This is a genomic window from Chryseobacterium geocarposphaerae (assembly GCF_002797535.1).
Taxonomy (GTDB): Bacteria; Bacteroidota; Bacteroidia; order Flavobacteriales; family Weeksellaceae; genus Chryseobacterium; species Chryseobacterium geocarposphaerae.
The window spans coordinates 326,878-339,614 of the sequence record NZ_PGFD01000003.1 but is presented as its reverse complement, the minus strand read 5'-3'; the positions used below and the strand labels follow the sequence as shown (position 1 = coordinate 339,614).

Below are 12,737 nucleotides of genomic sequence, written 5' to 3'. Positions count from 1 at the left end.
CAAAAGGGATCTTGCTGTTTTTGTTTCATTTTCATCTACCTATTTTATCCATCCAAAATAAATAGAAACAGGCATTATTGCCAAGGTTGAAGGAATTATAATTGCAAATCCATATGAAAATTTAAGAATCAAAGGAGTATATTTTTCATGAGTAATCCCTATGGAACGGAAGGCACTTTGAAATCCGTGCAGCAAATGCCACGCAAGGGAAAAGCATCCTGTCAAATAAATTACTACCTCAACAGGGCTTTGAAATTTTTCAATAATCATTTTATATAGGGGAAGCTCTTCATCATATTGAAACTGATGAATCCGATTAGGAATCCAAAAATTTTGTGTATGAATAATTAGGAAAAGTAAGATCAAAGTACCAAGTAGAGTCATGCTTTTGCTATACCATGTAACACGGGGTGTGTTATCTTTATAAAAATATTGAATCGACCGGGCTTTTCTGTTCTTCTTCCAAAGAGTAAACCCTTGAACGATATGAATGATAAAGCCGACAACCAGAACAACTTCAATAGTTCGGATTATAGGATTTGTAGCCATAAAATGTGCTCCAATAGTGAATATCTTGCCTTTATCGTTAAAGAAAATCAGCGCATTTACCGAGGCGTGTACAATCAGAAAACTTATCAAGAATAAGCCGCTTAATGCCATTATTATTTTCCTGCCTATGGAACTTTTTAATATACTTTTTGACATTGACATAAATTTTATAAAATGATATTATTTTCGTGTATGCTCGGGTCTCTCATACTCGCTTCGCCCAGCATTTCCCTCAATTCAACTTCCACTTGAAAACTAATTTGAGATATTGGAACATCATTGGCACCTCCCTCAAATGGATTTTCGGTATTTTCACCTACTTGCGCTATAGAAGCATATAGCCAGGAAATCAAACAGCTGAAAGGAATGATTAACCAGATCATATTTCCTTTCATAAATCCGTCAACACTATCATTGAGCTTATTAAAATCTGCGAGCAACCCATATGGCAATAAAAATGAAAATGATTGTATCAGAAGATTATTAATAATATTATACTGTCGTGGAAACGGTGAATGTTTGATATGTTCACTTTTTCCTTGCAGATTGTAAAATTCTTTAATTGATTTTTCCATATCAATAAATTGTGCCACTGTGATTTCCTGTTTTTCATAAAGAGATTTCAGGGTTCTACTTTGCAGACTCATAATGTAGGTTGCAATATTTCTGGCCTTAAGAATATTCTCAAGCACTTCAGGTGTTACATATTCAGCCAACTCCTCTTCAAGGTTTGTTTGCTGTTCAGGAATTTTAAAGTGTTTACGATAATGTACGTTATGTTTTTTATCTGTTGTTTCCCAGCTTTGGTATTCTCTCATACTATAGCGCAATGCAGTAATCCAAGCCAAATGGTTATGAATAAGAGTTTTTGAGGCTTCATTATTATTCTCTACATAATCTTGGCTTACCAAACCCCAGGAACGGCTATTTGATAAAATAGTGGTCCAAACCTCCTGTGCTTCTAGAGACCGGTTATAACTTAGATTATTTTTGAAGGCTAATATAAATGCAGTAGCAGTTCCCAACATTGCAATGACGGACCAGGGAATTGCGACCCATTTTATTCCAAAAATATGATAAAAGCATACTGGAATAAAACCTACAAGGAGTAAGGTGTAAATTTTTCCTTTTGTCCATATCAGAAACTCAAAGATATTATATGATTTACCTATATACATCGGTATTGCTATTGATTGGTTAAATCGTAGGTTTTAATAGATCTGTGATTTTAATTGTCACATTTTAGGTCGGAACAACAGATATTTATCAATATCATCGTTGATTTTCAGGTTTGGAAATCCAGGCTAAATATTCGGTAGTTCCCAAGTATACCGGATTCTTAGGGGTAAGTGTTGTCTTTTCCAATATTGCACCTGAATAGGGTGCATTAACATCCGTTTCGACTTCCAAAGATTTTTGAGTTGATAGGATATATTGTTTTATCCATTCATCCAATTGGAACCGTTCCGGTCCACCTATTTCAAGAATTTTATTAGCAGGCTTTTCAGTTGCTATTTGGGCAACAAATGCTGCTACTTCGGCACTTGCTATAGGTTGGATATATGCATTTGAAAGTTTTACTTTTCCTTCCGATGTGCTTGTAGCTACAATACCACCGGCAAATTCAAAAAATTGAGTAGCATGTACAATAGTAAAAGGCACTCCTGATTCTTTAATTAAATTCTCTTGAACCTGCTTGGCACGAAAATATCCGCTTTCCTGTAATTTATCTGTTCCAACAACTGACAGGGCAATGTGATGTTGTATTCCTGCGCTTTTTTCTGCCGGAAGTAAATGTTGGTTTGAAGTTTTGAAGAAATTCATTACCGGTTCATCATCAAATGATGGTGAGTTGGAAACATCAATAACAATATTAGCATTTTTAAGAGCTTCCTCAAGGCCTTCGCCGGTAATGGTGTTTACCCCTGTATTGGGTGATGCAACGATTACTTCATGATCCTTTTTCAGGATGTTTGCTACCTGGCTTCCTATAAGTCCGGTACCTCCAATGATTACAATTTTCATTTTAATTTTGTTTATAATTGTTAACAAGGCAAAATTGAAAATAAAAAAACCATAAAAACTTAAACCAGTTTAAGTTTTTAAAAAAGCACTATATCCATCTTTGCATAATAATAGTCATCGAGGCTGTTTAAATCATTTCCTAAAATTTTAAAGATGGATAGTAAAAAATTAATTGAACTAACAAAGCAACTTATTTATGAAGCAACGCATTTTAATGTACCATACGTACAGCAAATTTATTCAGATAATTTACTCATTGTCAAAGTCAGTAAAGATGGCACAGTGGATACTATGAACAAAGAACAGCTTGTTAGTTTTGTTAAAGGAAACAACGATGCCAAAGCTACACCGTTTTCTACCAAAGCAGAGTTTCATTACGCTGTTTGTGATGGGAATATGGGAATGGTTGTTATGACACGGGATCTGGAATTAAATGGGAATTCGGCTCCTAAATTCTTTACATTAATTTGGGAATACTCATCAGAAAGATGGCAGGTAGCCAAAGAATCTTATGTTGAACTTAATTAAAGTGAATGGCTTTTTCAAAAATCCGTTTTTACGTGTTTTAAAAATAAGCAAAGACCTATAAATAAAAAAAACCTGTAATCATCATGAATACAGGTTTTTACTTTTTTGACCATTTTGAAAGCAATTAGCTTCGGTTTTTGCAGAAAGGAAGGGATTCGAACCCTCGATACAGTTACCCGTATACTACCTTTCCAGGGTAGCTCCTTCAACCACTCGGACACCTTTCTTTATTCGAGACTGCAAAAATAGAGTATTTTATTGAATCTGCAAATTTTAATAAAAGATTAGTCAGAAATTTCTCCACAAAGGCTTTTGGTAAAGTTCTCGGCAAAGCTTCCCTCGTATGCAGGATTGCCAATGAGGTGCATTGCTTTGGTAATGGCGCATTCTGCCGTCATATCTTTTCCGCTGATGGCTCCTATTCTTGAAAAAACATTGCTGTTTTCATACTTTCCGAAAGAAATACCTCCGGAAATACATTGACTTACCACCACAATTTCAGTTCCTTTATTTCTTATTTCCTGCAGGGTATCCTGGGTTTTTTCATTGCTGAAAATAGTTCCGGATCCAAATACTTGTAAAATCAGAACTTTCATCTTTGGAATTTCCTTAAAATGATTTAAATGCATTCCCGGGAAAATTCTCCAGAATAAAATATCTTCGGAAATATGCTCATCCACATGAAACTCTATGCCTGAATCGCAACGGTAAAGATTTTCCTTAATAATATTAAGATGCACTCCGGATTGTCCCAGAATAGGATAGTTAGGACTTGCATATGCATCAAAAAACTCTGCTGAATATTTCAGGGTTCTGTTTCCTCTTAATAATTTATATTCAAAATAGATAGCAACTTCCTGAATGACCGCTTCATTATTTTCATACAAACTGGCATAATATAAGCTCGTCAGAAGATTTTCTTTAGCATCAGTCCTCAAATCGCCGATAGGAAGCTGTGAACCTGTGAAAATCACTGGTTTTCGCAATCCTTTTAGCATAAAACTTAATGCTGAAGCGGTGTAAGACATCGTGTCGGTTCCGTGAAGAACCAGAAAACCATCATATTCGTCATAATTTTCACGGATGTAATTGGCGATCATTCTCCATTCCTTCGGCCCCATATCAGATGAATCCAGCGGTTCGGCAAAAGGGTGAAGAGAAACCTCACATTCCATCAGCTTCATTTCCGGCATTTTTTCAAAAATATTTCCGAAGTCGAAAGCTCGGAGACTCCCTGTTTCATAGTCTTTTTCCATACCAATGGTTCCACCGGTATATATCAGCAGGACTTTTCGTTTCATGTAACTTTTATTAAGAATTTAGACCTTTGTAGGGTTCATTCCTCAAAATTACGTTAATTTGCAAAGATTTGAAAATGAATGGAAGATTTAGTAAAAACATACGATTACCTCAAACAGTTTTTAACGGAAGAAAGATTAAGAAAAATTGAGCATTTTGCTCCTGAAAGTTCAGATTTTGTACTACCGGTTTTAGAAGATGTGTATCAGTTTAGAAATGCGGCGGCAATTGTCAGATCTACAGAAGCCTGTGCTTTTCATAAAGTGGTGGCATTGCAGGAAGAACATAATTTTGAGCCTAATCTAAGAGTGACAAAAGGAGCGGATACCTGGGTTGAAGTAGAAAAACTTCCCCGAAATATGGAGTCTTTCCAGAAGATCAAAGACAGAGGTTACAAAATGGTAGCAGTATCATTGGAAAATAATGCTAAATTTTTACCGGATTATGAAATTACCCAGCCTATTGCCTTGGTTTTCGGAACCGAAATGGAAGGTGTTTCGCAAGAGATCTTAGACTTTGCAGATGAGACCTTAGCGATTCCTATGTATGGTTTTACAAGAAGTTTTAACGTTTCCGTAGCAGCTTCGATCTGTTTGTATGAATTAAAACAAAAACTGATGAGGTCAGGTATTGATTATAAGCTTAACGAAGAAAAACTTCTGAGAATGAAAATTCGATGGGCAGTCAATTCAATGAGAAGTGGTGATCAGATTTTTGAAAAATATTTAAGAGAAAATAATATTAATTTTTAAAAGTTATAATTGAAATTAAAAACTTTATGACGAGATTGTTTTTCCTATTATTTTGTATTTCATCAGGTGTATTCTTTGCCCAGGTAAAATTTGATACTTTGGCTTACAGAAGAATGAAGACAACAATTTCTCCTGCCATATTAGTGGGCTATCATTATGCAGGCGATGCCAGAGATAATACGGAGACTTTCAGAGCTTCACAAATGCATATTATCGAATTAGTTTTTGGGAGAATCACCGACTATGACGGATATCACGGAGCATCAAAAGTATATTATGCCGGAACTGATTTTATCATTAACAACAGGTATGGCTTCTTTATGTCTCCTAAAGTTGGAGTCAGTTCCAGTGCAGGAATTTCAATGGGAGCTGAAATGCAGTTTCAAACCAATTTTCAGAAGGTCATCCCGCGTGTTATGCCTTATTTAGGATTCGGCGGCAGTAGAGGAAAGCTTAGTATAGGTTACAATTTCAGATTATTAAAAGCAGAAAATTTTCCGATTAATACCCTTCAGGTTGGATTAACCGTGCCAATAAAACGATTTAAAGAGAGCAATTAAATCATCTTATTGTAATTCCATGCAGCTACAAAAATTCCTGCAGTTTCTGTTCTCAACCTTTGATTTCCTAGTGAAACAGCTTTTATCTTATGCTCTGCTAAAAAGGAAATCTCTTTTTCTGAGAAATCACCTTCCGGACCAATGAGAAAAGTAATACTTTCCAAATGTGGAATCTCTTTAAGCTTGATTCTCTCCAGATTTTCATGGCAATGTGCGACAAATGTGCTTTCCGGATTGATTTTTTTCAGAAAATCCGAAATCTTTACCGAGTCATTGATGACTGGAAAATGAAATCTTAAACTTTGTTTGGACGCAGCAATAGCCTGTTTTTTGAGCTTGTCGATATTAATGTTTTTACGTTCAGTCTTTTCTGTCTGGAGAATGGTGATTTCTGAAATCCCCATTTCTACAGCTTTTTCTACAAAAAACTCAATACGGTCAATGTTTTTTGTCGGAGCAATCACAATATGAAGTTTTGGGCTGAAATCAGGAAAGTCTCTTTTTATTTCTGAAACCTCAATGTTTGCTTTTTTCCCTTCAATAACCAGTTTTCCTGAGGCGAGATTTCCGTTTCCGTCCGTTACATGAATTTCCGCACCGTTTTTCATACGAAGAACTTTTACAATATGCTGTTGTTCTTCATCATTGATAGTTACAATTTCGTTATTAATTTCTCCAAAAAAAAGTTTCATAGAAAAAGGTTATTATTTAAAAAAAAATCTCATTTTCGCTTAAAAATGCAACTCCTGTTTTTATGGTAGCATAGATATCCTCCTCACAGTTTCTGTAAGAACACATATAAATCTCCTCAACCCAAGTATTATTAAGGAAAATCATATTAAGATACTCGTTTTTTCTTAAATTATTTTTGATGGATAAATAATCTCCTTCTTTAGGTTCGTAAGCAAAGCTGAAAACATTCTCTGAATTTATTTTTTCTAAAACCTCTTCCTTTATATTCTGAATATATCCTGTTTCGGAGCTTGCTGGAAAATAGTCGATTGCAAATTCTGTTGCTTCGTTTTTTCCTGTAACGGTTTCTAAAATCCAATAATATTTTGAGTTCTTTTTAGAATGTTTTCCCAGTACTTTCTCTTCTAATAATATCTTCATTACAAATCATATTTTGCCGTAGCCGTAGTTCTTAAATCTGTAAATTCACCTCTCTCAAATTTCAGTTGGGCAACCATGGCAATCATTGCTGCATTATCGGTTGTGTATTCAAATTTAGGGATATAAATATTCCAGCCCAGTTTTTCATGATTGTCCTGCATCACTTTTCTTAAGGCTGAATTAGCAGAAACTCCGCCTGCAATGGCCACTTCTTTGATATTTAAATCTTTTGCTGCTTTTTCCAGCTTGTTCATCAAAATTTCAATAATGGATTTCTGAACGGAAGCGCAAAGATCATTAAGGTTGTTTTTAATAAAATCAGGATCTTTTTTTACTTCTTTTTGAATGAAGTAGAGTACTGAAGTTTTAATTCCGCTAAAAGAGTAATCGTAATTTTCCAGCTTTGGTTTATTGAATTGGAAAGCATCCGGATTTCCTTCTTTGGCTAATCTGTCGATGATAGGACCTGCAGGATAATCCAGGTCAAATATTTTTCCAATTTTATCAAAAGCTTCTCCGGCAGCATCGTCAATTGTTTTTCCGATAATTTCCATGTCAAAATAATCCTTCACCAGAACGATCATTGTGTGGCCTCCGCTTACGGTAAGACACAGAAACGGAAATTTGGGCGGCATAGGATTTGCATCCTCAATGAAATGGGCTAAAATGTGCGCCTGGAGGTGGTTTACCTCTATTAAAGGAACATCTAAACTCATGGCTAATGATTTAGCAAAAGATGTACCTACAAGAAGAGAACCCAAAAGTCCGGGGCCACGTGTAAAGCCTATGGCAGAGATTGCATTTTGTTGTATATTTGCTTTGAGTAAGGATTTTTCAACAACAGGAATGATATTTTGCTGGTGTGCTCTTGAAGCCAGTTCAGGAACCACACCACCATATTCTTTATGAATTGCCTGATTGGCGGCAATATTAGAAAGAATAGCATTTCCTTTGATAATAGCTGCTGAAGTATCGTCACAAGACGATTCGATACCTAAAATTATAGAGTCGCTCATAATAATGGCAAAGTTAGAGAATAATAACGACAATGAGAACAAAAAATCAGTAGCTGAAAACTTAGGTAATCAGGTACAAAAAACTGTGGAAAATGTTCAGGAGACCGTAAAGGAAGCTTCTGAATTTGCCTCAGACGCTATAAAACACCCTATAGATGCCGCTCAGGAAATCGGAAAGCAGGCTGCAAAAGATGTCGTAAGCTATTCCTGGTGGGCCAGACTTTTGCTTATCTTATTTTGGTTTGTTCTTGGGATCGTCGTTCTGGCTTTTGTGGCCATTAATCTTCCCGTAACGAAAAGATGGGCCGCAGATCAGGCTTTACAGATTGTAAACAGGGATTTCAAAGCCGATATGTCTACAGAAAGCGTTGAGGTCGACTTTTTCGGGGATGTTACCATTAAAGGTTTAAAAATAAAAGATTATAAAGGATTAGAATTTATAAAAGCCAAAGAATTCATTGCCAATTCGGACTGGTTTTCTTTAGCAACAAATATCGGGAAGCACAATTCATTAAGTTTTAACGGGCTTATTCTTAAAAATGCTGATGTCAAAGTAATTACTTACAAGGGAGACAGTATTTCTAATTTTATACGGTTTACCAAATTATTTGATAGTGGAAAAAAAAGAGATCCTAATAAACCTCCTTTTCAGCTTAATTCCCGACTGGAAATTTTAGATTCAAAAGTTTCTATTATCAATCAAAATTCACCGGGTGAAGCCGGGAAATGGCTTACTGCAACTCATGTTAACCTGAGAGCTCCCAAAGTAAGAGTAAATGGTGCCAATATTGCTGCTCAGATCAATAATTTTACATTTACTACCAAAAGATGGGGCAAATCTCATTTTGTGGAAACCTTCTCCACGGAATTTTCTATGACAGAAGATTTTCTGCTGCTGAAAGATTTAACTCTGAATACAGATCATTCTTTATTGCAGGGGAACATTAAGTTTAATCTTCATAAAGGTTCGTGGGCTGATTTTACCAACAAGGTAAAATGGGAGATGAATATCAATCAGGGAAGTCAGCTTAACGGTTATGATATCAGTTATTTTGTGACGAATTGGGATAACTTTATTCCATTTAATCTTTCCGGAGATATGGAAGGACCTTTAAATGAGTTTACATTAAAGAACTTTCTGATCAGAAATCCTCAGGTGAATATTGCTACCAAAAAACTCAAAGCGCATCATCTGCTAAAGGGAAATTTCTTAATTGAAACGAATGATCTTTCTACTGATTTTACCTATGTAGAGCTGAAAAAAATGATGCCTTCTTTCATTTCCAAAAAAATGAAAAATTTTGCGGATGATTTTGGAAGGGTGAAATATAATGGTACAGCAAAAGTAACTCCTAAACAGGTTTATGTATCTTCAGGGAATTTGATGACGGGAATAGGGCAGGCAAAAATCTCAAACTTCTCATTGACGGATTTTAGCACATCTCTGCCAAAATATGTGGGATATGCAGAGATAAAAGATTTAAATACTTCTGTGATTACCAAAAACAAATCTGTAGGATTAATATCGGGTAAATTTAATCTCAACGGACAAAGTTTTGATGTCAATACGATGAGACTGAGTACAAAATCTCAGATTTCCAGTGTTGAAATTATGAATAAAGAAATCAATAATCTGTACTTGGATGGTTTGCTGGATCACAAAAAATATAATGGTTTAATTACAGTTAATGACGAACAGGCTAAAGCAACAATAAAAGGCTTAATAGATTTCAGTACTTCAAGAATTTTTGCCAATGTAGATGCCAACGTGAATTATTTGAACATGAATTATTTCACGGATAAACCCGGTAAACAGATCGTGAGTGGCCAGGTTACCGGAAAAATGGCAATGTCTACCATTAATGATTTAAATCTTGATGTAGAAGCCAATAATATAGATTTTGCAACCGCTGATCAACGCTATAAAATTCCTAATGCAAAGCTGAAAACATTTTTGGAAAATGGAGGGAGGGTTATTGATGTGAATGCTCCGGGAGCTGTGAACGGTAAGATTTCCGGAAAGTATAACCTGGCAGATCTTGCAGGAATGGTTGAAAACGGATTGGGTAAAATCTTAGTTGGTCCGCCGCCGAGAAAACTATACAGAGGCCAGAATTTTGCCATGAATTTTGATGTGGAGCAAGGTTTGGTAAGCTATTTTATGCCTGATCTGAAATTACCACAAGGTGCTAAAGTGGAAGGAGAGTATGATGGGAATTCCAATAATTTAATCTTAAATCTTGATGCCACATCTCTTAAATATGTAATGACAAAGGTAGAGGAAATAACAGAAGCAGATAAAGCTCTGGCTGCATCCAACCCTTCTTACAAAATTAATGACAGAGGTAGTATTAAGAAAGATAGTGCCATGGTGGATAGCATAATGGTGAGGATCAATACAGCCAATCTTGATCAGCAGCTGTATGCCAAAATAAATAAGATAGAATACAATAAAAATATACTCCGGGATATTACCTTAACCGGTAAGAATGAAAACAACACCCTGCTCAGAATTTCCACCAACTTCAGACATGGGAGCCCGGAAGATGATGTAGAAAATAAACTGAAAAGTTATGCCATCAACTTCAACCAGTCTACGAATGCTGCAGGCGATTTTGTATTCAGGTTTGAACCTACTGAAATTGCATTTAATGACGTAATTTGGAGAATAGATACAGATCCGAATTTGGATCATACCATTACATACAGGAAAAAAACAGCAGATTTTGAAATCAGGAATCTGAGAATTTATTCGGATAACAGTTCACTGCAAATTAATGAATCCACGTTTAAATCGGCGAAAGATTTTTATGTCGATGCGGAAGTAAAAGACTTTTCTATAGAGAAGCTCTTGGATATGCAGTCCGGAGGAAACCCTATGGGAATAAAGGGGTTGGCTAATGGTAGTGTTAAGATCCGAATGGATAAGAATACGTTGCAGCCGCTTGTAGATATGACGATAGATGACATCATTATGAATGGAAATGATATGGGAGACATTACGATATCTGCAACCAACAGTTTTTCTCTGAACGTTTATGATGTCGATATAAAAGTGGCTTCTGCAGGGGTGCTCGGAAATAATAATCTACATGTTACCGGAACGGTAAATAACAATACCTCGTCTCCTGTTATTGATCTTACAGCTGAAATGAGAGATTTTGATCTGGCCTTTACACAGCAGTTTGTACAATCTATTTTTGGAAATATGCGGGGAAAAGCAACGGGAGATCTTAAGATCAGTGGGAAGCTGAGCGATTTGGATTACAGTGGAGATATTGCATTAAAAGGTTTTGGTTTGAAGCTCTTGTTTACCGGTGTTGATTATTCTTTTGATGATACGGTGATTCCTTTATCCAAAGGGTTGGCTATTCTTAATAATATTGAAGTTCATGACGGAAGAACAAGCTCTCAGGGAACAGTTTCGGGATATATCCGTTTTGAAACTTTATCTTCAATGCAGGTCGCCCTCTTCTTTAATGCCAATAATCTTCTGGTTCTAAATTCAACTCAAAAAGACAACGATCTGTTTTGGGGTAGGGTGTACGGACAAGGGGAAGCTACAATTTCAGGACCTGTTTCGGCATTGGACATAGAAACCAGCCCTAGAACTCCGTTTAAAGCATTAAACGGAAGTACATTTACCTTTAATTCGGCTTCTACCAGTAATGTTGAAGAATTTAAGATGCTGAGATTTTTAAAAGAAAATAAGGTAGGGGAAATTGTACTGGAAGAAAAAAAGAAATCCGGACCCAATATGAATATCGACTTAAGCTTGGATATCGATAAAGGTACTACGGTAAACGTATTGGTGGGAGATGATGTCGGAAATATTTCAGTAAAAGGAACTGCGAATAATCTGAAATTCCAGATGAGCAGACAGGGGAATATTTCTATGAACGGAGCTTATATGGTAGACAATGGAACTTTTATTTCTAAGGCGATTCTTAATAAAACATTCCAGATCGAAAAAGGAAGCAGCATACGTTGGGACGGAGATGCCATGAAGCCTACTTTGGATATTACGGCCAACTATATGAGAATGGTTTCGAATACCGGGGAATACCTTAGTATGAGTGGTCTTCAACCGATTAAGATTCTTCTTCAGGCTAAAATTACCGAAACATTGACCAATCCTGATGTTGAACTTGGATTGACAGCATTAGATGTTTCCAGCCAGGTAAAAGAAGCTTTAAACAGCAAATTAAGCCAGGATGGTGAAAAAGTATTGCAGTTTGGGTCCGTTCTCTTGCTGAATAGCTTTAACATGACTACGGGAGGAGTAGGGGTCGACTTTGCGGGAGTTGCTGAAAGCTCCGGGTACAATATGATTTTAAAACAATTGGGTTCTGCATTAAATACAGTGAGTAACGAATTCCAGATTGACTTGAACTACGTAAAAGGGGATCAGAACTCCAATACAGGGGACAGAGCCAATGCTGGTGTAAGCTTTGAAGTTTCGCCGAGAGTGAACATAAAGACAGGTCTTGGAATACCTCTTTCTAAGACGGAAAATACCGATACCAACAATTTCTTATCAGGAGAAGGTTCCATAGAATATGATATTTCTAAGAAAAATGACGGTACGTTAATATTGAGAGGATATTCAAAACCATACACTATAGGTATGGGAACCGGACTTAACGCCAATGGTTCAGCAAACCAGTCATATGGAGTAGGGGTCGTTTGGAGTAAAAGTTTTAATTCTTTATTTAAAAAGAAAAAGAACAAAAAACAGAAGGAAGTTGAAAGTGAAATAAAAACAGATTCTATAAAATCAGAGGGTAAATAATTAGAATATTTTAATGATTTTTATCATCCGTGTTAATTATTGTTAATATTTGTGATAATTTTTTTTACTAAATTATTTTTTCTAAATTTGCAAAAAATATATT

The 12,737-nt window shown here is 35.8% G+C and carries 11 protein-coding genes and 1 tRNA gene; 4 read left to right on the top strand and 8 right to left on the bottom strand.

What is annotated here, in order from left to right:
- Positions 1-39: 39 nt before the first annotated feature.
- The 3 genes from CLV73_RS17570 to CLV73_RS17560 form a co-directional block, all read right to left on the bottom strand.
- Entirely contained in the window at positions 40-705 is a 666-nt protein-coding gene (locus CLV73_RS17570) for a succinate dehydrogenase cytochrome b subunit (RefSeq protein ID WP_228424436.1), read from the bottom strand.
- Positions 706-716: 11 nt separating this feature from the next.
- Positions 717-1,727: a bestrophin family protein gene (locus CLV73_RS17565; RefSeq protein WP_100378173.1), complete on the bottom strand. Its 1,011-nt coding sequence runs from the start codon at positions 1,725-1,727 to the stop codon at positions 717-719.
- 94 nt (positions 1,728-1,821) lie between these two features.
- On the bottom strand, positions 1,822-2,574 hold the full coding sequence (locus CLV73_RS17560) for an SDR family oxidoreductase (protein ID WP_100378172.1): 753 nt from the start codon (positions 2,572-2,574) through the stop codon (positions 1,822-1,824).
- Positions 2,575-2,727: 153 nt separating this feature from the next.
- Between CLV73_RS17560 and CLV73_RS17555 the strand changes: the two genes are divergently transcribed.
- The gene (locus CLV73_RS17555; RefSeq protein WP_100378171.1) at positions 2,728-3,102 is read left to right on the top strand and encodes a hypothetical protein; all 375 of its coding nucleotides are present in this window, start codon (positions 2,728-2,730) and stop codon (positions 3,100-3,102) included.
- 140 nt (positions 3,103-3,242) lie between these two features.
- Here the strand turns inward: CLV73_RS17555 and CLV73_RS17550 are convergent.
- A tRNA-Ser gene (locus CLV73_RS17550) sits at positions 3,243-3,329 on the bottom strand.
- A gap of 57 nt (positions 3,330-3,386) precedes the next feature.
- A complete protein-coding gene (locus tag CLV73_RS17545; protein ID WP_100378170.1) occupies positions 3,387-4,403 on the bottom strand; it encodes an asparaginase in 1,017 nt (338 codons plus the stop codon).
- Positions 4,404-4,481: 78 nt separating this feature from the next.
- On the opposite strand from CLV73_RS17545, the gene CLV73_RS17540 reads away from it, so the two are divergent.
- The gene (locus tag CLV73_RS17540; protein WP_100378169.1) at positions 4,482-5,153 is read left to right on the top strand and encodes a TrmH family RNA methyltransferase; all 672 of its coding nucleotides are present in this window, start codon (positions 4,482-4,484) and stop codon (positions 5,151-5,153) included.
- Positions 5,154-5,179: 26 nt separating this feature from the next.
- The gene (locus CLV73_RS17535) at positions 5,180-5,713 is read left to right on the top strand and encodes a hypothetical protein (RefSeq protein ID WP_100378168.1); all 534 of its coding nucleotides are present in this window, start codon (positions 5,180-5,182) and stop codon (positions 5,711-5,713) included.
- Here the strand turns inward: CLV73_RS17535 and CLV73_RS17530 are convergent.
- From CLV73_RS17530 to tsaD, 3 genes are read right to left on the bottom strand one after another with little or no spacing between them, the layout of a single operon-like run.
- Complete coding sequence (locus tag CLV73_RS17530) at positions 5,710-6,405, bottom strand: RsmE family RNA methyltransferase (protein ID WP_100378167.1); 696 nt, start codon at positions 6,403-6,405, stop codon at positions 5,710-5,712. The genes CLV73_RS17535 and CLV73_RS17530 overlap by 4 nt on opposite strands.
- A gap of 16 nt (positions 6,406-6,421) precedes the next feature.
- A complete protein-coding gene (locus tag CLV73_RS17525) occupies positions 6,422-6,826 on the bottom strand; it encodes a hypothetical protein (protein WP_100378166.1) in 405 nt (134 codons plus the stop codon).
- The gene (tsaD, locus tag CLV73_RS17520; protein ID WP_100378165.1) at positions 6,826-7,842 is read right to left on the bottom strand and encodes a tRNA (adenosine(37)-N6)-threonylcarbamoyltransferase complex transferase subunit TsaD; all 1,017 of its coding nucleotides are present in this window, start codon (positions 7,840-7,842) and stop codon (positions 6,826-6,828) included. Before tsaD ends, CLV73_RS17525 begins: the two co-directional genes overlap by 1 nt.
- A 4-nt stretch (positions 7,843-7,846) precedes the next feature.
- Between tsaD and CLV73_RS17515 the strand changes: the two genes are divergently transcribed.
- Positions 7,847-12,634: a translocation/assembly module TamB domain-containing protein gene (locus CLV73_RS17515; RefSeq protein ID WP_100378164.1), complete on the top strand. Its 4,788-nt coding sequence runs from the start codon at positions 7,847-7,849 to the stop codon at positions 12,632-12,634.
- Positions 12,635-12,737: the final 103 nt, after the last annotated feature.